Source organism: Sphingobium sp. VMM, from assembly GCF_056790315.1.
On sequence record NZ_JBXGSI010000021.1, the window covers coordinates 88,223 to 108,785 of the forward strand.

Below are 20,563 nucleotides of genomic sequence, written 5' to 3' on the forward strand. Positions count from 1 at the left end.
CGCGCTTTAACGCCTGCCGCACGACACGCAAGGCATGGCGCACGTCAGATCAGGCTATCCATGACTTCCGATGGCAGACCGGCCCGAATGGTGATGCCGCCATCGCCCTTTCGGGCGACCAATTGCGGTTCACTCAGGCTGTTGTCGAACACCCAGGCTCGATCCGCCTGGTCGAAGAACCAGCGCAGTTGCGCAAAGGATCTTATGCGCCGCGCCGCCACCTTGTCGGCCGGCACATCATGCCCGCCCTTGGCCACGCGATAGGCGATCCGCTCCAGCTGCCGCTCCACCGAATCCAGATAGACATAGATCAGCCGTATCTCGAAGCCGCGCGCCCGCGCCTTCTCCACCAACCGCCGATATTTGGGACTGGACAGCACGGTCTCGACGCCGATGGTCTGATGCACGTCGATCGACGCATCCAGCCAGGCCTCGATCCTCTGCACGGCCGCCAGATTGGCGGCGTCCTGCACCAATCCTTCGCTTTCCCGCAACCGGGCGGTCAGCAGGTCAGGATTGATGATCCAGACTGAACCATCAAATTCGGCCACGTCGCTGCGACCATAGGCCGAGCTTTTGCCACAGCCATTGGGGCCCGCGACGATCCACAGACGCGGCCGCGCATAGCCCTTGCCGATCAAATCTTGTCCCTGATCGCCTTATTCTCTTCCCGCGCCTTGCGAACGCTGGCGCGGAAGGAGGCGAGGAACTCGGCTTCGAACTGCGGGCTGTCGGCATCGACCACCCGCAGCTTCACGACCTTGCCGTCCTTGTGGACGGTCCGGTATCTGGGCTTGCCCGGCTTGCCGAGGTCGATGGGACCATCGACGATATCGACCTTCATCTTTGCCATGGGGTCAATATAGCAGGCCGGGCCAGCCCCTCAAAGGCTCATTTGCCCTTGGCCGCGCCGGTCCACTGGTCCAGCCAGCCCAGCGCCTCATCATACCATTGCAGCGAGTTCTTGGGCTTCAGCACCCAGTGATTCTCGTCCGGGAAGACCACCAGGCGCGACGGGATCTCGCGCCGCTGCAACGCGGTGAAGGCAGCCAGCCCCTGGGTATAGGGAATGCGGAAATCCTTCTCGCCGGTCACGACCAGCATCGGCGTCTTCCACTGGGCGACATGATTGACCGGGTTCCATTTCTCGAACTTCTCCGGCTTCTCATAATAGGGGCCGCCATGCTCCCATTCGTCGAACCACAGTTCCTCGGTTTCATAAGCCATGGCGCGGGCGTCGAACACGCCGTCATGCTGGACGATGCACTTGAAGCCGTCGGCCCACTGTCCCTCGATCCAGTTCATCATATAGCCGCCATAGCTGGCGCCGAGCGCGCAGGCATTGCCCGCGTCGACATTGGCATCCTTCGCCGCGGCCGCAGCAAGGCCCAGCTTCAGATCTTCCAGCGGCTTGCCACCCCAATCCTGGTTGATCGCATCGGTGAAGGCCTGGCCATAGCCGGTCGAGCCATGGAAATCGACGATCACCGCAGCATAGCCATGGGCGGCGAACGCCTTGGGATTCCAGCGATAGGACCAGCTGTCGTTGAAACTGCCCTGCGGCCCGCCATGCACCAGGAAGGCGACCGGCAGCTTGCCCTTGGCAGCCATGGGCTTGACGATCTGTCCCCAGACCGTGTCGCCATTGGCGCCCTTGAAGCTGAAGCGCTGGACCGAGACATCGTCCACCCCGGCCAGCTTCTGCGCGTTGACATTCGTCAGGCGCACCGGCTTTCCTTTCGCCGGCATCTTCCAGAAATCGGCCGGCGACTGGATGCTGTCGAGCGCATAGACGAAACCGCCATCGGGCAGCGGCACGACGCTACCGGCATGGCCCTTTTCGGTGAGGCGCGTCACCTTGCCCGATGCGGCATCGACCCGGAACACCGGATTGTCGAGCACGTCATTGGCGGTGACCAGCAGCCCCTTGCCATGCGCTTCCCAGGCGATCGATCCGATCGAACGATCCCAGCCCTCGGTCAGCGCGCGCGTCTCGCCAGTGGCGATGTTGCGCAGCATCAGGACCAGCCGATCAGCCTCATAACCGGGCCGCTTCATCGCGGCATAGGCCAGCCATTTGCCGTCGGGCGACACCACCGGCATCGTGTCGGTCGCGTCATTGGCGTCGGTCAGGTTGACCGGCTTGGCGCTGCCGTCGGCCGGCACGCTGAAGATGTCGAGGTTGGTCGACAGCGGTTCGATCCGCCCGGCCTCGCGCAGGGTGAAGAACAGCGTCTTGCCATCCGCGCTCCATGCCAGTTCCTCCGCCCCGCCGAACGGCTTGGACGGGCTGTCTCCGACCAGGCCGCCCATCACCGACACCGCCTTGCCGCCCGCGACCGCCATGACGAAGATCTGCGAACGCTGGCCATCGCTCCACGTATCCCAGTGGCGCACGAACAGCTGGTCATAGACCCGGCCGCTGCCCGCGCTCGGCGGGGTCGGCGCCTTCACATCGTCGATCGTGCGCGCACCGACCGGACGGTCGGCCCATAGCGCCACCTTGTCACCCTGGGGGTTCAGCAGGAAACCGGAAATGCCGCCGGGCGCCTTGCTGATCTGCACCGGCTGACCACCCGCGATCGGCGCGCGCCACAACTGGTCGTCGCCGCTGGCATTGGAGACATAATAAAGCGCGCTGCCGTCGGCCGAAAAGACCGGCGACGCCTCATTCTTGTCGGGCACCGACGCGATCAGCCGGGGCGCCTGCCCGGCCTTGTCGATCGCCAGCAGATAGAGGTCGGTGCGGCCGCGATTATTGGCGAGATCCGTGCTGCGCAGCTGATAGGCCATCCACTTGCCGTCCGGCGACACGGTCGGCGACGACACCCGGTCCAGCGACACCATATCATTGGGCGTGAAGGGACGGGCAGCCGCCGGCGCCACCAGCGCAGACGACAGCATCGGCGACAGGGCCAGTGCGCCAAGGCCGGCAAGCAGGATATGTTTCATGGAAAAATCACCCTCGGATCGAAAACACGGCGTGCCGGCGCATGCGATGCACGGCCGGGCGCGTCGATGAGATGATCCGTGGTCTAGGCGCGCCTTACGCCCCCGGCAAGAGGCCGGCGCGCGATCGCCAGCCTGTCGGCCTCAGCGGCCGGTGATGCGGGAGATTTCCTTGGCGACCATGTCCTCGACCAGCGCGGGCAGGCGCGCGTCGAGCCATTCCTTGAGCATCGGCCGCAGCATCGAGCGGACCAGAGCTTCAAGCGTATTGTCCTCGCCCTCGCGCGGGCTGACCAGCATGGTGGACAGGGCCGAAAGCGAATGACGCGCGGCCACTTCGCTTTCCACCGACAGGATCGAGTCGCCGTCCGATTCGGACGGGGCCACGGCCTTCACGGCGCGGGTCGACTTGGGCGCGGGCATCACTTCCTCCACCGGAATCTCGTCGGTCAGTTCCAGCACTTCCTCGACCTCAGCCGACATCACCGCATGGGACGCGGCGCTCAGGTCGATCGGGGCCTTCTGGCGGCGCTGCGGCGCGGCCTGAACGGCGTCCTCGCCCTCTTCGGCGATGATCCGCTTGATGGACGAGAGTATCTCTTCCATCGAGGGTTCCTTGGTCATGTCACCCATGGATAATTCCCGTCCAAATTTCATTCCGCACCTATTCCGCCAAGATTACCTGTTCAGGTTAACAAGCGGTTAAGGCTGCACGGCATCGACTTTGGCGTTTTGAGCCGGCGTGTCAACGGTACGCGTCGAAACCGCCTGGGGCTTGCCGTCATAGTCCCAGTCGAACCACTTGCCCTCGACCCGGTCGTAATTGACCATCGGGTCATAGAGGGTGCCGCTTTCCAGGCCCAGATCGTCGGCCTCGGCATGGCCCATCGCGGCCAGCAGGGTGAAGCCGGCGACATAGGCATTGCGGCGCGCGGTCACCAGTTCGACCTTGGCGTTGAGCGATTCCTGCTCGGCATTGAGGATGTCGAGGATGGTGCGGCTGCCGACCGAATTTTCCGCCCGCACACCTTCCAGCGACAGTTCGGCGGCATCGACCGCCTTCTGGCTCGACTGGATCGTGCGCAGCGACGCCTGCAACGCGGCATAGGCGGCGCGCGCCTGCGAGATCACGCCGCGCTCGACCTCGATCTGCCGCTCGATCGCCTGCGACTCGAGCGCCTGGTTCTGGCGCACCTGTGCGGCCGGGCGACCGCCCTGGTAGAAGGGAATGGTCAGGGTCGCACCGACGGCCGCCTGCTTGTTGGCCGCAATGTCCTTGTCCATATAGTCGGTATAGCTGCCCTGGCTGAAACCGCTCAGGGTCGGCAGCGTGGCGCCCTTGGCCGCCTTCACGTCATAACGCGCCGCCTCACGCGACTTCTGTGCAGCCAGGATATCGGGATTATCCGCCAGCGCGACGCGCACGGCGCTGTCGGGATCGGCCGGCAGGCCCGGCAGAGCGGGCGGCGATTCCAGATCGACCGGCGCCTCGCCGACCATCGCGATATAATTTTCGCGGCTGGTGATCAGGTTGGATTCGGCGCGCTGCAGGTCGGACCGGGCCAGTTCCAGACGCGATTCGGACTGGGCGACGTCGGTGCGGGTGACATCGCCGACCTCGAACCGGTCGTTGGTCGCCTGGAGATTGACCTCCAGCACCTTCACATTCGCCGCATTGAGCGACACCAGCGCGATATCGCGGATCACGTCCATATAGGCTGCGACCGTCTGCGAGAACACGCTCGCCTCGGTCCCGCGCAGATTGGCCTGCCCCGATTCGACGCGCGTTTCCGCCGCCTTCACGCTGTTGCGTACGGTGCCGCCGGAATAGATGGGCACATCGATGCTGGCACTGGCGCTGGCGGACCGATGCGGCGCCAGGAAGCTGTTCGACGGGCGGATCACCAGTTCCTGGAACTGGAGCTGCGAATTGGCCGTGGGCCGCCCCGCCGCCTTCTGGATCGGGACATTCTCGTCCGTCGCCCGCTGACCGGCGCGCGCGCCGGTCAGGGTCGGGTTGGTGCGATAGGCCTTGGCCAGCGCGCCCTGCAGGGTTTCGGCATGCGCCACCCCTGCCATGGAGGAGGATAGCAACAGCAAGGCTGTAGCGGCTTGGCGCCGAAGGGTCATACGCTTTGCTGTCATCTATCCTGTCTCAAAAAACGAATTGCTCCGGCGCGGCGAAACCGGGAAGCACGACCATTTCCATGTCGGTAAGGCTGGCGAGACCCAGCACGCCCGCCACCGCGCGGCCGCTGCACAGGCGAGCGACACCGCGTTCGACGACGCCCGTCACCACCCGTCCCCCATCGACTAGCTGCTGGACGAGCGCAGCGGGGACTTCCTCCACCGCGCCGTCAATGAAAAGAACATCATAGGGCGCACCGGCCGATGCGCCGGCGGCCAGCGGGCCACGCACCACGGTCACGCCGGGCACCGCGATCTCCGCGCCACCCTCGACCTCGACTGCCGTCACCTGCGCACCCAGCTCGGCGAGCAGCGCCGCGCTGTAGCCGGTCGCGGCGCCGATCAGCAGCACCTTCTCGCCGGCCTGGACATCGGCTTCCTTGAGCAGACGGCCAGTGACCAGCGGCGGGTTCAGCGCACGGTCGCCGTCCAGCGGGATCGGGCGATCGACATAGGTCATGGCCCGGCGCTCGGCGGGGACATAGTCCTCGCGCGGCACCTTCGCCATCACGGCGATCACGCGCTGATCGTCCACGGCGCTGGTGCGCAGCTGGCTCTCGACCATGGCGGTCCGCATCGAAGAAAAGTTCTGCTCGGTCACGATAGTTCCTCGCTTGGCACAACTGTATTGGCAATGCAATACACTTAGGGGATTACCGGACCTCTAAATCAGCATTTCCCCCGCGCCAAGCGGCTTTCCACGATGGAGAGCGAGATTCTTGGGATTGTTCGCCTTCCCGCGCTTGACTTTGCGATCAAAGGCGGACATTTGCCGCCTCCACCGCACGGAAGGCCCGATGGCGGAGTGGTGACGCAGAGGACTGCAAATCCTTGCACGCCGGTTCGATTCCGGCTCGGGCCTCCATTTTCCAGATAGATCCGATCCCTGCCGACTCAAGGCAGCAGCCTTGTTCAGGTTGCGCTGCGACCCATCGCCTGCCGCCAGCGCCAATAGCCCAGCACCGCCAGTCCGATCATCGCGGCATAGAGACCGGCCGTCAGCCACAATCCCTTGAACGCGAACATGCCGACATAGAAAATGTCGACCACGATCCACAGCAGCCAGCTCGCCGCATGGCGCCGCGCCGTCCAATATTGGGCGACCAGGCTGAAACTGCTCAGCGCCGAATCCATCCAGGGCAGCGCCGCATCGGTATAATGATGGGTGAACCAGCCGATCGCGCCGGCACAGAGTGCGCCCAGCGCCAGCCCCTTGGCGGCCCGCATCGGCGGCAGCGCCACCACCCTTACCTCGCCCTCGTCGCGCTTGCCCCGCGCCCAGCCGATCCAGCCGATCCAGCCATAGACGATGGCGATGCCGAACAGCCCCTGCAGCACCATGTCGGCATAGAGGCGCACGTCCAGGAACAGCTTGGCATACAGGGCGCAGGCCATCAGGTTGACCGGCCAGCACAGCAGATGCCGCCGCGCCGTCAGCCAGATGCCGAGGAAGCTGATGATGACGGCAATGATCTCCAGCACAGACATCAGCCCGCCACTCCCTCGCGAAGTTGCGCCAGAAAGCCCTGCCCCGCCCCCGACAGGAACCAGTCGGCATGGCCGACCAGATAAGCCTGCCAGGCCAGCATCGCGCCTTCGCGATCGGCCAATATGCCGAAGAAATAGTCGATCTCGGTCAGGGCGAACTCGACATGGACCAGCGGTAGCAGGCGCAGCAGCGTATCGATCTCGGCAGGCGCCAGCGGCAGGACACTGCGATAGCCCGCCAGCAAGGCCAGCGCCCCATCCACATCCGCCGGCTCGGCCAGCCGGCCCTGATCCAGCGTCAGCCAGGGAATCGCCGTCCGCTCGATCGCGGTGGCCAGATCATGCAGTGCGCAGCTGCGGGTCGACAGGCCGAAATCGAAGATGCTGCTGACCGCGCCTTCCGCCGACCAGAGCAGGTTGGAGGGATGCCAGTCATTATGGGTCCAGAGCGCAGGCTGCTCCGCCAGCCGCGGCGCCAGCCCCTCCCCCAATGCCGCGAACAGCCGCGCCAGTTCCGACCGCCAGGGCATATCCGCCAGGAAGGCCGCCACCGCCGGTCGCGCCGCGACATAGGCGTCCGCTGCGACCAGCGGATCGACGGCAGGCAATATGGTGAAGCTCGACACCAACGGATGCGACCCGCGTGCCGGCGCGGCGAAACCGGCCGCCGCCCGATGCAGTTGCGCCAGTGCAACACCAGCCGCGAAGGCGTGACCGGGCGACAGGAAGGGCGTCCAGGACTGGCGATCGCGATAAAGATCGATACCCGGCGCCTGGCGATGCAACTCATAGCTCCATTCGCCCAGCGCCATCGCGCTGGCACCATCGGTCGCGCGCAGCACGTCGGGCACCGCCAGTCCGGCACCGCGCAGATGCGCCATATAGCCATGCTCCTCGGCCAGCGCCGCCGGCGTCCGCAAGCGCTGGTGATGCCGCTTCAGGAACAGCGGGCCGCGATCCGTCTCGACCAGCGCTGCCGCCGAAAAGGGGCGCGGCGAATGCCAGGCCAGCGCCGCCAGCCGGCCAGCGTCGGGAAAATGGGCCAGCACCGCCGCGGCCTCCTCCGCCGTGATCGCCGGCCAGGCCGGCGCCTCCAGCGCCAGCCCCATGCCATGGACCAGATGCGGAGCGGCGGCGCTCATCGTCAGAAGGCGCGCGACAGCGTCGCCACCACGGCGCGCCCACTGCCGACATAATAGGTCGGCGCCGAACCGGCGATCAGCGTGCCGTTGCGCCCGACCGTGTCCTGCGCGTTGGTGCTGATCGAATAGACGCCCGACAGGACGCGCGGATTGGTGACGTTGATCGCGTTGATGCGCAGGTCCATAACCTGCGCGTCGATCAGCCCGGCCAGATGCACGCCGACCGACAGGTCCAGCGTGGCATAGCCCTTGATGCTCTCGTCATTCATGAAGGTCGCATATTGGCGGCCGACATATTTGAGCGCGCTGCTGCCGAACAGCCGGCCGTCATCATAGGTGCTGCCCAGCGCGAACTGGAAGCTGGGGGCCGACACCGCCCGCTTGCCCCTGGTCGGCAGATAATCGCCGTTGATCGCCAGATCGTCGTTCAGACGCGTGTGCAGATATTCGGCCGAAGCATAGATGCTCATCCCCTTGGCCGGGCGATAGTCGATCTCGCCATCCAGGCCATAGCTGCTCTGGCTACCGGCGTTGATGGTCGAATTGACCAGCGCGCCGCCGCTGTCGATCACCGTCGCCACCTGGCGATTGCGGAAATGATAATGGAAACCGGTCAGCGAGAAGGACAGGCTGGGGCCGATATAGCGATAGCCCAGCTCCTGCGAGATCGAATATTCATTCTTCAGGGCATTGGTGCCCTGGCTAACCAGTTCGCCGCCATAATAGCTGTTGTAGAGCGCGAACTCGTTGGGCGTGCGGAAACTGGTGGTGATGTTGGCGAACAGCTGCTGCCGGTCGTCCAGCTGATAATGGATCGCCGCCCGCGGCAGCGCGGCGAAGCTGTCGATCCGTACCGTCGATTGCGGGCCGGGCAGATAATTGCGCCCGTTGCGCAGCAGGTTGACGCCCTTGAAACCAATGTCGATGCCCAGCTTGGGCGTCACCGCAATGCTGTCGGCCAGGAAGAAGCCCTTGGTGACCGTCTCCGTGCGCTGATTTTCATAGGCGAGCAGGCGCCCGTCGGCGGTGCGGATCGCCTTGTCCTGATAGCCCCACTGGTCGACCGGCCGGCCATCGGCATCGATCGACGTATAGGATTGCGTCACCCGGTCGGTGCCATAGTCGAACCACAGGCCAGCGACGATCCGATGCGCGCCGGCCTGCAGCGTCAGCTTGCTGACGTCGCCGACGCGGAACTGCTTGCCGGTCCAGTTGCCCAGCACCGTTGCGACGCCATCGACCGCACCGGGCAGGTCGATCGGCTGGGTCTGTTCCTCGGTGCCCAGATAATTGCCGGTGGTGGCGAGCTGCGTGCCATAGGGCGAATTGCCATGCCCCATCTGCAGATAGGCGCTGCTGTCGAAGCTCAGCGTGTCACTCAGCTTCAGGTGGACGGGCGCCGCGACATAGAAATTGCGGAACGGCGCGCGATAGAGGCGCCAGTAGTTGGTGTTCCCCTCGCTATAGGTCTCGTCGAAATTATAGCCGCGGCCAGAGGCTTCCCAGTCCGTCTTGCTGGGGCTGGGATAGGTCGATGTCTTGGCGTCGTTGAAGGAAAAGGCGATGCTCGCCCGGTTGCCCTCGCCCCATTCGTTCAGCAGCTTGGCATCGATATGCTGGCGCTGGTCATGGCCTGCCCCGCGCCAGTTGTCGGCGCGGTTGTTGGAATAGGAAATGAAGCCCTTCAGCCCGGTCGATCCGATCCGCCCCGTGTCGATCCGCGCAAAGACGCGCCGCTCGTCATAGGAACCGACCGACAGGTTGACGAGGCCGCCCGCCTCCGCCCTGGGATCATCCAGCGTCAGCGACAACAGGCCGCCGGCCGCCGCGATCACCGGCGAGTCAATATCTGCCGCGCCCTGCGCCAGCATCACCTGCCGCACATTCTCCGCATCGGCGAATTGCGAGGGATAGGCATAATAATAGCCGATATCGTTCTGCGGCGCGCCTTCCATCAGCACGCCGATCTGGTCCTGGCCCAGGCCGCGCAACGTCAGGCTGGACGATGCCGACAGGCCATAGGGGTCGCTGGACGAGACATTGGCGCCGGGCAGCAGGTTGACCAGCTGGAAGGCGTTGAGCGTCGGCGCCTGCTTGATGATGAAGTCGGTGGAGATCGCGCTCACCGCCTTGGGCGCGCTCTGATCGGGCAACAAGCCTTCGGGGTCGGGATGGCCGACGACCTGGATATTGGTCGACTGGTCCAGCTCATCCTCCGCCATTACGGGCGATGCAATCATCAACAGGGCCAGCGTCAGGCAGGCGCTTCCAACATGGGGCAATCGGGCAGTCTTCATCTCACGTCCACTCCACAGGAGGGACGACGGACCTGCCGCCTTGCCCTCCCTACGCCGGTATCAGCCGGATCAGGTTCAGCGGGTCGTGGTCTGCTGACCACCTCTCAGCCGCGCATGAGCGGCCCCCCGGGGATGCCCGCCCCTTAGGCGTTTCGACGCGAAGTGGAAAGCCCTCTCTATCGGCTCTCGACTTATCGAAGCCCGCCCGGCTAAGACATGGCCATGATGAAGCTGTTCATTGGCAACAAGGCCTATTCGAGCTGGTCGCTGCGCGGCTGGCTGGCGTGCAAGCTCTCCGGCCTTCCGTTCGAGGAAGTGGTGGTCCCTCTCTATGACGAGGAATGGGAAAAGCGTCGCGAGGGCGATGAGTTCGCCCCCTCCTCCGGCAAGGTGCCGATCCTGTGGGATGGCGACGACATCGTCGTGTGGGACAGCCTGGCCATCGTCGAATATCTCAATGAAAAGACCGGGGGCGACCAGTTCTGGCCGACCGATCCGGGTGCCCGCGCCATGGCCCGCTCGATGGCGGCCGAAATGCACAGCAGCTTCGCCGCGCTCCGCCGCGAGCACAGCATGAACATCCGCCAGATCTATGATCCGGTCCCGCCGTCGGAGGCCGTTGCTCACGACATCAGCCGTATCATGCAGCTCTGGGCCCAGGCCCGCGCCCGCTATGGTGGCGAGGGCGACTTCCTGTTCGGCGAGTTCGGCGCCGTCGACTTGATGTTCGCGCCCGTCGTGACCCGCTTCATCACCTATCAGCTGCCCGTCGCCCGCTTTGCCGAAGCCTATATGCGCGCGATCATCGCCCATCCCTGGATGCAGGAATGGATCGGCGAGGCGCAGGCGGAGGAATGGGTGATCGACAAGTTCGAAGTCCCGCCCCAGACGGCCTGACCCGATGAGCGACAGCCCCGAAGCCAAGCAGGAGACCCGCAAGGAGGAAGCCGCCCGCATCCGCCGGCGCTGGATCACGCTGGGCGAATTGCTGGCGGTGGCGGCGGTGCTGATCTCCGCCCTCACCCTCTATCTCAACTGGGCCGACAAGAAGGACGAGCGCGCCAGCAAGGCCGCCGAAAGCAGCAAGGCCTCCGCCCGCGCCGCCCGGCTGGTGCTCAACGCCGCGGCCGATGGCGACAGCCGGCTGACGCTCAAGCCCGCAGACCCCGATCAGCTGGTGCAGAGCCAGACCATCCATTTCCCCAGGGCGCTCGGCATCGCCCCGGTCGACACCACCGGCGAACCGCGGATCGAGGCCGGCTGGTTCGAGGATGCGCTGAAAAAGGCGCGCAACGCCGCCAAGCTGCCCGACGACAGCATCGGCGACGAGAAACTGCCGGTGACCATCGTCACCCAGTTCGTCGTCAATGGCGACGCCCACAGCGATTCCGCCGTCTACGACATCGGCTATGGCATCGCCGGCAAATGGCTGTCCGGCCATAAACTGACCCTGCGCGGCCTGTCCCTGGTCAGCCACGCCCAGGGCGCCGGCGCCCAGTCCCAGATCGACGCCCGCTGGGCGCGCCAGACAAAAGGCTAGGGCCGCCCGGCCACGTTCAGGCAGGCCGCAAGCGACCAGTTTTTGCCGTCCAAATCTCGGGAGTTGCTCCCGATTGCGGACGTTCGGTGTGAATGGCATTGATGAGCTATGAGCAAAAATGATCGTCTCTGGGATCGATACTGGGGTATCCGCGACAATCACAAAACTGGCTATGCTATGCCTATAATCTGGCACCTTTCCTTTCAACGCGATCCATTAGCGATGACGGAACTTGGCAGCACATTCGACAAGCCCGGTAGCCTTGCCAATCCATTTAGCCAAGCAGGCCTTGCCTATCGAGCATTTCGTCGTGGTCACCTGACCGCCGCGCAGCATCTTGCTATGAACGCATTCAATGGACGTGATCTCCGCGGATATCGGCATTGGCTGGCGCGTGCTGCTAAGCTTGGAGACGTTGATGCCGCTCGCGAGTTGAAGCGATTTGAACTTCGGTTGCCGCATACAAATGCGGCCCTCATAGGGCGCAAGCGTCCTTATCGCCCATCTGATTTCGCGTAAGCCGACCCCACCCAAATCCGTCATCCCAACCACAAAAAACCCGGCCGCTCCTTGCGGGAGCGCCGGGCCTTTTGCTCGTCCGGGGACGGATGTCGGATTTAGCCGACGATTTCTTCGGGCTTGAAGAAATAGGCGATCTCGATCGCGGCATTTTCTTCGCTGTCCGAACCATGGACCGAATTGGCTTCGATCGATTCGGCCAGTTCCTTGCGGATGGTGCCGGCGTCGGCATTGGCCGGGTTGGTGGCGCCCATGATGTCGCGGTTGCGGGTCACGGCGTTTTCGCCTTCCAGAACCTGGACGACGACCGGGCCCGAGATCATGAAGGCGACCAGGTCAGCGAAGAAGGGGCGTTCCTTGTGAACGGCGTAGAAGCCTTCGGCCTGCTCGCGGCTCATGCGGATGCGCTTGGAAGCGACGACGCGCAGGCCGGCTTCTTCCAGCATCTTGGTGACGGCGCCGGTCAGGTTGCGACGGGTTGCGTCGGGCTTGATGATCGAAAAAGTGCGCGTGACGGCCATGGCCCTCATAACTCCGGATTGTTGGAATAAAGTTGCGCGCCCTTTAGACCGGGCCGGATCACTTCGCAAGAGGGGCGCGAGTGGGCTTGGTAGAAGTCCCTATTTCCGGGCGTTCACGGCCCCTGCACCCATTTGCGGCCTTCCTGCCGCCAGAAGCGCGGGGTCACCCCTTCGCGCTTGCTGAGCGCCCGCCAGCTGGCCCGCGCCCCGTCGATCGTGTCCGCATCGAAGAAATAGAAGGCGCGATCAAAGCCCAGCGCCTCCTCGCGCCATATTCCGTCCGCCAGCGCGATATGCCTGGCGCCATTGGCAGCGTCGCAGCTCTGCGCCAGCAGCACCGGCTGGGCGGCGTCCACCCCGTCGCCTGCCAGCCCATTGGCCAGGAAGCTTTCAGGTGGCCCCGCCCATAGGCCCGCCGATATGCGGGCCAGCCGTTCCGGCTCGTCGGCCACCACCAGCAGCCGCGCGCCCATGTCCAGGATGCGTGCCGCGATCGCGGGCAGCACCCCTTCCACGGGATCGCGGCTCAGCTGGTAGAAGTCGACCTGCACCGGCTTCAGCGCTCGAACTTGTCGGCCACCAGCTGGTCGATCAGGCGCACGCCATAGCCGGTCGCGCCCTTGTCGGCGGTGGCGCCGGGCTTGTCCGACCAGACCATGCCGGCAATGTCGAGATGCGCCCACTTCACGCCTTCGTTGACGAAGCGCTTGATGAACTGGGCAGCGGTGATCGAGCCAGCGAAGCGCGGGCCGATATTCTTCATGTCGGCGATCGGGCTGTCGATCAGCTTGTCATAGGCCTCCGACAGCGGGAAGCGCCACAGCTTCTCGCCGCTGGTCTTGCCCGCCGCCAGCAGGTCGTCGGCCAGCGCATCGTCGTTGGCGAACAGGCCGCCATGCTCGCTGCCGAGCGCGATCATCATCGCGCCCGTCAGGGTAGCGAGGTCGATCACCACTTCGGGTTCATAGGTCTTCTGCGCCCAGGTCACCGCGTCGCACAGCACCAGACGGCCTTCCGCGTCGGTGTTCAGCACCTCGATCGTCTGGCCCGACATCGACGTCACGATGTCGCCGGGGCGCTGGGCATTGGCGTCGGGCATATTCTCAACCAGGCCACAGATGCCGACCACGCGGGCCTTGGCCTTGCGACCGGCCAGCGCCTTCATAGCGCCCGCCACGGCGCCGGCGCCGCCCATGTCCCACTTCATATCTTCCATGCCGGGGCCAGGCTTGAGCGAAATGCCGCCGGTGTCGAAGGTCACGCCCTTGCCGATGAACACCACCGGCTTTTGCGCGGCGCCATCGGTGCCGTCCCATTCCATCGCCAGCAGCCGCGCTTCACGCGCAGACCCCTGCGCCACGCCCAGCAGCGCGCCCATGCCGAGGTCCGTCATCGCCGCACGGTCCAGCACGGTGATCTTGATGCCCAGCTCGGCCAGATGCTGGCAGCGCGCGACGAAGCTTTCGGGATAGAGGATGTTGGCCGGTTCCGACACCAGTTCGCGGGTGAAGGCAACGCCGGCGGCGACCGCCGACAGCTTAGCCCATTCGGCCTCGGCGCCGTTTGCGACGATCGTCACGTTCGCTAGCGTCGGCTTGGCCTTTTCGGGCTGACGCGTGCGATAGGTGTCGATCCGCCAGCTGCGCAGCAGCGCGCCCAGGCCCAGCCGCGCAGCATCCTCGCCACTGACGCCGGCCGGGAATTCGACCGCTGCGTGGGTCGCGCCGCTGGCCGACAGCTTGGCGGTCAGCGCGCCACCGGCCCGCTCCAGGTCGGCCGCACTGCCATTGCCGATGCCCAGCAGCAGGACGCGCAGCACCGCGCCACCTTCCTCGACGAAGCTCTCGACGCTGCCACCCGCCTCACCGGCGAAGCGCGCGGCGGCGGCGCCGGCGACCAGCGTGGCCGATGCGGCCAGCGGCAAGCTGTCGACAGTCCCCTTCGCCACGGCAAGGACCAACGTGTCGACCTGGGGGCGCGTGGGGCTGAATTGGATGTCCATCTGGGGGCCTTTTCTCTGGAATGCCGTGTCGTTCTTGTTTCAGCCAGATAGTGCGGCTTTGCCGCTCTGCAAAGCCATTCGGCGGATTTCCGCCGTCCCGAATGCGAGCAGCGATTGCGGCGCGGGCCAAGCAGTGCGATAGGCAGGGACCAGAAGTGCCCACAAAGAGGCCCCTACGCTTGCAGATTTCCGTGTTTCCCCTGTCGTTCAAACAGGCGCTGCTTGCCGGCGCTGCCTCGTCCTGCCTGCTCGCGGCGCCGCTGGCCCATGCGCAACAGGCGCCCGAGCCCAAGCTGAACGAGCCCCAGACGCCGATCAGCGCGCCCGACGCGCCAGTGCCCGACAATGACCAGGAAATCGGCTTCGCCGCCGATACGCTGGAATATGACACCAACAGTCAGGTCGTGACCGCCACCGGCAACGTCCAGTTGCTGCGCGACGGCAACCGGCTGCGCGCTGACAAGATCGTGTGGGACCGCAACACCGGCAAGGTCGAGGCACAGGGCGCCGTCTCGGTGATCGATCCCGACGGCAATGTCGCCTATGGCGACCGCTTCGATGTCACTGATACGCTCAAGGATGGCGCGGTCGACAATATATTGCTGGTCCTCCAGAAGGGCGGCCGCATGGCCGCGACCAAGGGCGAGCGGATCAATGGCGTCTATACGCTGCACCACGCCGCCTATACCGGCTGTCCGGTGGAGGGCAGCGACGGCTGCCCCAAGGAACCGACCTGGCAGATCAACGCGGTCAAGGTCGTCTATGACCCGACCAAGCAGCGCGTCTCCTATACCCGCGCCAATGTCGAGCTGTTCGGCCTGCCTTTGATCCCGGTGCCGGGCCTGTCGCATCCGGTCGGCGACGATGGCGGCAGCGGCCTTCTGGTCCCCAATATCCGTTATGACCGGGTCAACGGCTTCGAGGTCGCGGTCCCCTATTATCTCAAGCTCGCGCCCAATCGCGACCTGACCGTCACGCCGCACGTCTACAGCGATTCGCTGCCGATGATCGAAGGCAATTTCCGCCATCTCTACGATCGCGGCGCCTATCAGATCACCGGCTATGCCACCTATGGCAGCCGGTCGAGCGGCATCACGCCGACCGATTCGCAAAAGGATATTCGCGGCGCGATCGACGCCAGCGGCGGCATGCAGCTGTCGCCTGAATGGAGCGTCAACGGATCGATCCGGGTCGCCACCGACCGCACCTTCCTGCGCCGCTACGACATCAGCCGCGACGACCGGCTGCGTTCGACCCTGGGCGTCCAGCGGATCGGCGAGAACAGCTATTTCTCGCTCGCTGGCTGGGCGGTGCAGACGCTGCGCGTCGACGATCCCCAGGGCCAGATGCCGATCGCCCTGCCGGTCATGGATTATCGGCTGCGGATGAAGGATCCGCTGCTCGGCGGCCAGATGCAGTTCCAGGCCAATACGCTGGCGATCACCCGGACCGAGGGGCAGGACACCCAGCGCGCCTTTGCCGCATTCGAATGGAATCTGCGCAAGCTGACCGGCCTTGGCCAGGAAGTGAATTTCACCACCTATCTGCGCGGCGACGTCTATCACAGCAGCAACAATCTGCTTACCGACACGATCAGCTATGCCGGCGATCCGGGCTGGAAGGCGCGCGGCATCGCCGCCGCCGCGGTCGACATGCGCTGGCCCTTCATGGGTGAGGCGTTCGGCGGCGTGCAGCGTATCGCCCCACGCGTCCAGATCGTCGCCTCCCCCCATCTCGCCAACCTGTCGGTGCCGAATGAGGATGCCCGGTCGGTCGATCTGGAGGACAGCAACCTCTTCGCGCTCAACCGCTTCGCGGGCTATGACCGGTTCGAGGATTCGAGCCGCATCACCTATGGCCTGGAATATAATCTGGCGCTGCCCGACTTCACGCTCGATGCCAATGTCGGCCAGAGCTACCGGCTCGACAACCGCGCCAGCATCCTGCCCGACGGCACCGGCCTGTCCGACCGCATGTCCGACATCGTCGGCCGCTGGACCATCCGCTACAAGGATTTCGTCAGCTTCACCCAGCGCTTCCGGGTCGACAAGGACAATCTGGCGGTCCGCCGGAACGAGGTCGACGCGACCGTGGGCAGCAAGAAGACCTATGCCCAGATCAGCTATCTGCGCCTCAACCGCAACGCCAACATCACGCTGGAGGATCTGCAGGACCGCGAGGAACTGCGCCTGGGCGGCCGCATCCAGTTCGCCCGCTTCTGGTCGGTGTTCGGCTCGACCGTCATCGACCTTACCGGCGCGCAGGAAGATCCGGGCACCACGGCCGACGGCTATGAGCCGGTGCGCCAGCGCCTCGGCGTTGCCTATGAGGATGATTGTTTGACGCTGGGCTTTACATGGCGGCGCGACTATCAGACCAACGGTGACGCGCGCGCCGGCAACAGCTTCCAGCTGCGGCTGGCTTTTCGCAATATTGGCATATAAGGAACTGCCTTCCCGCCGTCCGCTCAGGACCGGTTAAGGCGGAACGGGGCATTGGCTCCCGACCGTATTGGAGATTTTTGCCGACGATGCTTTCTGTCGTTTTCTCGCCCAAATCCGTTCGCTCGGGCCTGCGCACCCTGTTCCTGTCCACCGCCCTTCTGGGCATGGCGGCACAGACCGTGTCGGCCCAGGCCGTCGACGATGACGCCGATCAGGGCCTGAACCTGCCCAAGGATGTCACCATCTTCGGCAAGAATGATCCCAATGTCCGCAAGGCGACGGCGATCGTGAACGGCCGCATCATCACCGGCACCGATGTCGATCAGCGCCTGGCCCTCATCATCACCGCCAATGGCGGCAAGGTGTCGGCCGAGGAAAAGGAACGGCTGCGCGTCCAGGTTCTGCGCAACCTGATCGACGAAACGCTGCAGATTCAGGAAGCGGCGGCGAACGACATCAAGATCGATCCGGCCGAAGTGAACCAGAGCTACGAGCGCGTCGCGGCCAATTTCCGCAAGTCGCCCGACCAGTTCAACCAGTATCTGCGCGAACAGGGCAGCTCGGCCAGCAGCATCAAGCGTCAGATCGAGGGCGAACTGGCCTGGAGCCGCCTGCTCCGCCGCAACATCCAGCCCTTCGTCAACGTCTCCGAGGACGAAGTGAAGTCGGTGGTCGATCGCCTCAACGCCGCCAAGGGCAGCGACGAAGTGCGGATCAGCGAAATCTACCTGTCCTCGACGCCGGAAAACCGTGACCAGATCACGGCCAACGCGCGCAACATCATCGAACAGATCAAGCAGGGCGGCAGCTTCGCCGCCTATGCCCGTCAGTTCTCCGAAGCCTCCACCGCCGTCGTCGGCGGCGATCTCGGCTGGGTCCGCCCCAGCCAGCTGCCGACCGAACTGGCGCAGGCCGCCACCGAATTGCAGGTCGGCCAGCTCGCCGGCCCGATCGAGACGGTGGGCGGCATGTCGATCATCTATGTGATGGACAAGCGCAAGGTGCTGACCGCCGATCCGCGCGATTCGCTGCTCAGCCTCAAGCAGCTGTCGGTCCTTTTCCCGGCCGGCACCAGCAAGGAAGCCGCCAGCCAGAAGGCCGCGACCTTCGCCGCCGCGGTCAAGGAGATCAAGGGCTGCGGTCAGGCGAACGAGATCGGCGCCCGCATCGGCGCCGACGTGGTCGACAATGACAATGTGAAGCTGCGCGACCTGCCGCCCCAGCTGCAGGACATTCTGGTCAATCTGCAGGTCGGCGAATCCACCCCGCCCTTCGGCTCGATCAACGATGGCGTCCGCGTTCTGATCGTCTGCGGCCGCGACGAGCCGCAATCGGCCAACGCCCCCAATCCCGAACAGATCCAGGCCCAGTTGGAAGAGGAACGCGTCAACAAGCGCGCCCGCATCTATCTGCGCGATCTTCGCCGCGATGCCGTTATCGAATATAACTGATCCGGTCAGCCTGCCGCCCTTCGCCGTCTCGCTCGGCGACCCGGCAGGCATCGGACCGGAAATCGTCGCCAAGGCGTGGGTCATGCGCGAAGCGCGTGGCCTGCCCACCTTCTTCGCCGTCGGCGATGCCGCATCGCTGCGCGCGGTGTGGCTCGGCCCGGTCGAGATCGTCGGATCGCCCGAGGAAGCCGCGCAGGTGTTCGAGCGCGCCCTGCCCTGCATGCAGGTGGCCGAAGCGGGCGAGATCGTGCCCGGCACGCCCAGCATCGATGGCGCCCGCACCGCTTTCCAGGCACTGGAGGTCGCGGTCGGCCTTGCCCGCACCGGATCGGCTGCCGGCATCGTCACCGCGCCGGTCGGCAAGGAACAACTGTACGGCGTCGGCTTCACCCATCCGGGCCAGACCGAATTCGTCGCCGAACGCTGCGGCGTCTCGGCCCAGAACGCGGTCATGATGCTCGCCGGCCCGTCGCTCAAGGTGGTGCCGATCACCATCCATATCGCGCTGGCCGATGTGCCTTCGGCGCTGACCATCGATCTGATCCGCGCCCGCGCCCTCACCACGGTGAAGGGGTTGCAGCGCAATTTCGGCATCGCCCGTCCCCGTCTCGCCGTCGCCGGCCTCAACCCGCACGCCGGGGAGAATGGCGCACTCGGCCGCGAGGAGATTGAGGTGATCCGCCCGGCGATCGAAGCGCTGCGCGCGGAGGGCATCGACATTGTCGGCCCGCTGGCGGCCGATGGCATGTTCCATGCCCGCGCCCGCGAAGCCTATGACGCGGCGCTCTGCATGTATCATGACCAGGCGCTGATCCCGATCAAGACGCTGAACTTCGACGATGGCGTCAACATCACCCTGGGCCTGCCGATCGTGCGCACCTCGCCCGATCATGGCACCGCCTTCGGCATCGCCGGCACCGACAGCGCCAATCCCGGCGCGATGATCGCCGCCCTCAAGATGGCGGCCGAAGCCGCCCGCGCACGGATTGCCTATGCCGGCTGACGCCCGCCCCACTCTGCCGCCGCTGCGCGACGTGATCGCCGCCCATGGGCTTCAGGCCAGCAAGGCGCTCGGCCAGAATTTCCTGCTCGACGAACAGTTGCTCGACCGGATCGCCGCCATTCCCGGCAGCATCCAGGATCAGCCCGCGTTCGAGGTCGGCCCCGGCCCCGGCGGCCTGACCCGCGCGATCCTGCGCGCCGGCGGACGGCTGGTCGCGGTCGAGCGCGACCGGCGCTGCCTGCCGGCGCTCGCCGAACTGGAGCTGGCCTTCCCCGGTCAGTTGCGCGTCATTTCCGGCGACGCGATGGAGGTGGATGCCCGTGCCGAGGCCGGCGATGGCGCCCATATCATCGCCAACCTGCCCTATAATGTCGGCACCGCCCTGCTGGTCGGCTGGCTGTCTGCGCTATGGGCGCCGCTGCCCTGGTGGTCCAGCCTGACGCTCATGTTCCAGATGGAAGTGGCCGAACGCATCGTCGCGAAGCCGGGCACCGACCATTATGGCCGCCTCGCCGTCCTCGCCCAGTGGCGCAGCGACGCGCGCATCGCCATGAAGGTGCATCGCAGCGCCTTCACCCCGCCGCCCAAGGTGATGTCGGCCGTGGTCCACATCATCCCCAAGCCGGCGCCCGAAGGCGTGCAGCTCAAGATCCTGGAACGCCTGACCGCCGCCGCCTTCGGCCAGCGCCGCAAGATGCTGCGCCAGAGCCTCAAGTCCGTCCCCGGCGCGCTAGATGCACTGGAAGCGATCGGCATCGACCCGCAACGCCGCGCCGAAACCGTCAGCGTCGAAGAATTCGTCACCCTCGCCCGCCAGCTCGGCCAGGCAACGACCAGCGCCTGATTCCGCTACGCCCCCCCCCCAGCAAGGCCCAGAGACGGAGCCGCGATCGAACGTTTCTAGGGTCAGGACTCGTTGATCAAAGCCAAAAGATGACGGTGGCAGCGGGGGCGATGGCGGAGAAGAAGGCTGTCGGGCATCGATCGTAGCGGGTAGCAACCCGGCGCCAATCCTTGAGG

19 protein-coding genes, 1 tRNA gene, 1 pseudogene and 1 riboswitch are annotated in these 20,563 nt (G+C 65.3%); of the genes and pseudogenes, 8 read left to right on the forward strand and 13 right to left on the reverse strand.

Features of this window, described 5'->3' with window-relative positions; translation table 11 throughout:
- Window positions 1-44 precede the first annotated feature (44 nt).
- The 6 genes from ACUCV3_RS22400 to ACUCV3_RS22425 all read right to left on the reverse strand — a co-directional run bounded on the left by ACUCV3_RS22400 (window position 45) and on the right by ACUCV3_RS22425 (window position 5,737).
- Window positions 45-641, reverse strand: coding sequence for an ATPase (locus ACUCV3_RS22400; RefSeq protein ID WP_159365404.1), 597 nt, complete (start codon window positions 639-641; stop codon window positions 45-47).
- A complete protein-coding gene (locus ACUCV3_RS22405) occupies window positions 638-853 on the reverse strand; it encodes a hypothetical protein (RefSeq protein ID WP_048938579.1) in 216 nt (71 codons plus the stop codon). Before ACUCV3_RS22405 ends, ACUCV3_RS22400 begins: the two co-directional genes overlap by 4 nt.
- Window positions 854-891: 38 nt before the next feature.
- Window positions 892-2,952, reverse strand: coding sequence for a prolyl oligopeptidase family serine peptidase (locus tag ACUCV3_RS22410; RefSeq protein WP_279728815.1), 2,061 nt, complete (start codon window positions 2,950-2,952; stop codon window positions 892-894).
- A 141-nt stretch (window positions 2,953-3,093) separates the two neighbouring features.
- Window positions 3,094-3,582, reverse strand: coding sequence for a DUF2497 domain-containing protein (locus tag ACUCV3_RS22415; protein ID WP_279728814.1), 489 nt, complete (start codon window positions 3,580-3,582; stop codon window positions 3,094-3,096).
- Between the two features lie 69 nt (window positions 3,583-3,651).
- Window positions 3,652-5,094: a TolC family outer membrane protein gene (locus ACUCV3_RS22420; RefSeq protein ID WP_432215165.1), complete on the reverse strand. Its 1,443-nt coding sequence runs from the start codon at window positions 5,092-5,094 to the stop codon at window positions 3,652-3,654.
- A gap of 10 nt (window positions 5,095-5,104) precedes the next feature.
- Complete coding sequence (locus tag ACUCV3_RS22425; RefSeq protein ID WP_004210712.1) at window positions 5,105-5,737, reverse strand: protein-L-isoaspartate O-methyltransferase family protein; 633 nt, start codon at window positions 5,735-5,737, stop codon at window positions 5,105-5,107.
- A 190-nt stretch (window positions 5,738-5,927) separates the two neighbouring features.
- On the opposite strand from ACUCV3_RS22425, the gene ACUCV3_RS22430 reads away from it, so the two are divergent.
- A tRNA-Cys gene (locus tag ACUCV3_RS22430) sits at window positions 5,928-6,001 on the forward strand.
- A gap of 47 nt (window positions 6,002-6,048) precedes the next feature.
- Here ACUCV3_RS22430 and pnuC read toward each other — a convergent pair.
- Genes pnuC through ACUCV3_RS22445 form a run of 3 tightly spaced genes read right to left on the reverse strand, consistent with a single transcriptional unit; the run spans window position 6,049 to window position 10,063 of the window.
- A complete protein-coding gene (gene pnuC / locus ACUCV3_RS22435) occupies window positions 6,049-6,624 on the reverse strand; it encodes a nicotinamide riboside transporter PnuC (protein ID WP_482241156.1) in 576 nt (191 codons plus the stop codon).
- Complete coding sequence (locus ACUCV3_RS22440) at window positions 6,624-7,766, reverse strand: phosphotransferase enzyme family protein (protein ID WP_279728790.1); 1,143 nt, start codon at window positions 7,764-7,766, stop codon at window positions 6,624-6,626. The genes pnuC and ACUCV3_RS22440 overlap by 1 nt, the downstream gene beginning before the upstream one ends.
- 2 nt (window positions 7,767-7,768) lie before the next feature.
- Entirely contained in the window at window positions 7,769-10,063 is a 2,295-nt protein-coding gene (locus ACUCV3_RS22445) for a TonB-dependent receptor (RefSeq protein WP_482241157.1), read from the reverse strand.
- Between the two features lie 29 nt (window positions 10,064-10,092).
- A riboswitch (TPP riboswitch) is annotated at window positions 10,093-10,202 on the reverse strand.
- 83 nt (window positions 10,203-10,285) lie between these two features.
- Here ACUCV3_RS22445 and ACUCV3_RS22450 point away from each other — a divergent pair.
- From ACUCV3_RS22450 to ACUCV3_RS22460, 3 genes are all read left to right on the forward strand, one after another.
- On the forward strand, window positions 10,286-10,960 hold the full coding sequence (locus tag ACUCV3_RS22450) for a glutathione S-transferase family protein (RefSeq protein ID WP_026109031.1): 675 nt from the start codon (window positions 10,286-10,288) through the stop codon (window positions 10,958-10,960).
- Window positions 10,961-10,964: 4 nt separating this feature from the next.
- Entirely contained in the window at window positions 10,965-11,603 is a 639-nt protein-coding gene (locus ACUCV3_RS22455) for a hypothetical protein (RefSeq protein WP_279728788.1), read from the forward strand.
- A gap of 108 nt (window positions 11,604-11,711) precedes the next feature.
- Window positions 11,712-12,122: a hypothetical protein gene (locus ACUCV3_RS22460; protein WP_139278703.1), complete on the forward strand. Its 411-nt coding sequence runs from the start codon at window positions 11,712-11,714 to the stop codon at window positions 12,120-12,122.
- A 98-nt stretch (window positions 12,123-12,220) separates the two neighbouring features.
- Here ACUCV3_RS22460 and ndk read toward each other — a convergent pair whose 3' ends face one another.
- The 3 genes from ndk to ACUCV3_RS22475 all read right to left on the reverse strand — a co-directional run bounded on the left by ndk (window position 12,221) and on the right by ACUCV3_RS22475 (window position 14,645).
- Complete coding sequence (gene ndk, locus ACUCV3_RS22465) at window positions 12,221-12,643, reverse strand: nucleoside-diphosphate kinase (RefSeq protein ID WP_004210674.1); 423 nt, start codon at window positions 12,641-12,643, stop codon at window positions 12,221-12,223.
- A 113-nt stretch (window positions 12,644-12,756) separates the two neighbouring features.
- Entirely contained in the window at window positions 12,757-13,194 is a 438-nt protein-coding gene (locus ACUCV3_RS22470) for a DNA polymerase III subunit chi (protein WP_279728787.1), read from the reverse strand.
- A gap of 5 nt (window positions 13,195-13,199) precedes the next feature.
- Window positions 13,200-14,645, reverse strand: a complete 1,446-nt coding sequence (locus ACUCV3_RS22475; protein ID WP_279728786.1) for a leucyl aminopeptidase — start codon at window positions 14,643-14,645, stop codon at window positions 13,200-13,202.
- Between the two features lie 179 nt (window positions 14,646-14,824).
- On the opposite strand from ACUCV3_RS22475, the gene ACUCV3_RS22480 reads away from it, so the two are divergent.
- From ACUCV3_RS22480 to rsmA, 4 genes are all read left to right on the forward strand, one after another.
- Window positions 14,825-17,089, forward strand: a complete 2,265-nt coding sequence (locus ACUCV3_RS22480) for an LPS-assembly protein LptD (protein WP_004210669.1) — start codon at window positions 14,825-14,827, stop codon at window positions 17,087-17,089.
- An 86-nt stretch (window positions 17,090-17,175) separates the two neighbouring features.
- Window positions 17,176-18,540, forward strand: coding sequence for a peptidylprolyl isomerase (locus ACUCV3_RS22485; RefSeq protein ID WP_048938569.1), 1,365 nt, complete (start codon window positions 17,176-17,178; stop codon window positions 18,538-18,540).
- On the forward strand, window positions 18,518-19,543 hold the full coding sequence (pdxA, locus tag ACUCV3_RS22490) for a 4-hydroxythreonine-4-phosphate dehydrogenase PdxA (RefSeq protein WP_099231855.1): 1,026 nt from the start codon (window positions 18,518-18,520) through the stop codon (window positions 19,541-19,543). The genes ACUCV3_RS22485 and pdxA overlap by 23 nt, the downstream gene beginning before the upstream one ends.
- Window positions 19,533-20,387, forward strand: a complete 855-nt coding sequence (gene rsmA, locus ACUCV3_RS22495) for a 16S rRNA (adenine(1518)-N(6)/adenine(1519)-N(6))-dimethyltransferase RsmA (protein ID WP_482241158.1) — start codon at window positions 19,533-19,535, stop codon at window positions 20,385-20,387. Before pdxA ends, rsmA begins: the two co-directional genes overlap by 11 nt.
- A gap of 76 nt (window positions 20,388-20,463) precedes the next feature.
- On the opposite strand, the pseudogene ACUCV3_RS22500 reads toward rsmA, so the two are convergent.
- A pseudogene (locus ACUCV3_RS22500) lies at window positions 20,464-20,563 on the reverse strand (IS5 family transposase); the annotation flags it as partial.

Coding starts and splice junctions, on each gene's coding strand:
- ACUCV3_RS22405 (WP_048938579.1), bottom strand. CDS start 853: ATGGCAAAGATGAAGGTCGATATCGTCGATGGTCCCATCGACCTCGGC.
- ACUCV3_RS22410 (WP_279728815.1), bottom strand. CDS start 2,952: ATGAAACATATCCTGCTTGCCGGCCTTGGCGCACTGGCCCTGTCGCCG.
- ACUCV3_RS22415 (WP_279728814.1), bottom strand. CDS start 3,582: ATGGGTGACATGACCAAGGAACCCTCGATGGAAGAGATACTCTCGTCC.
- ACUCV3_RS22420 (WP_432215165.1), bottom strand. CDS start 5,094: ATGACAGCAAAGCGTATGACCCTTCGGCGCCAAGCCGCTACAGCCTTG.
- pnuC (WP_482241156.1), bottom strand. CDS start 6,624: ATGTCTGTGCTGGAGATCATTGCCGTCATCATCAGCTTCCTCGGCATC.
- ACUCV3_RS22440 (WP_279728790.1), bottom strand. CDS start 7,766: ATGAGCGCCGCCGCTCCGCATCTGGTCCATGGCATGGGGCTGGCGCTG.
- ACUCV3_RS22445 (WP_482241157.1), bottom strand. CDS start 10,063: ATGAAGACTGCCCGATTGCCCCATGTTGGAAGCGCCTGCCTGACGCTG.
- ACUCV3_RS22450 (WP_026109031.1), top strand. CDS start 10,286: ATGATGAAGCTGTTCATTGGCAACAAGGCCTATTCGAGCTGGTCGCTG.
- ACUCV3_RS22455 (WP_279728788.1), top strand. CDS start 10,965: ATGAGCGACAGCCCCGAAGCCAAGCAGGAGACCCGCAAGGAGGAAGCC.
- ACUCV3_RS22460 (WP_139278703.1), top strand. CDS start 11,712: ATGAGCAAAAATGATCGTCTCTGGGATCGATACTGGGGTATCCGCGAC.
- ndk (WP_004210674.1), bottom strand. CDS start 12,643: ATGGCCGTCACGCGCACTTTTTCGATCATCAAGCCCGACGCAACCCGT.
- ACUCV3_RS22475 (WP_279728786.1), bottom strand. CDS start 14,645: ATGGACATCCAATTCAGCCCCACGCGCCCCCAGGTCGACACGTTGGTC.
- ACUCV3_RS22485 (WP_048938569.1), top strand. CDS start 17,176: ATGCTTTCTGTCGTTTTCTCGCCCAAATCCGTTCGCTCGGGCCTGCGC.
- pdxA (WP_099231855.1), top strand. CDS start 18,518: ATGCCGTTATCGAATATAACTGATCCGGTCAGCCTGCCGCCCTTCGCC.
- rsmA (WP_482241158.1), top strand. CDS start 19,533: ATGCCGGCTGACGCCCGCCCCACTCTGCCGCCGCTGCGCGACGTGATC.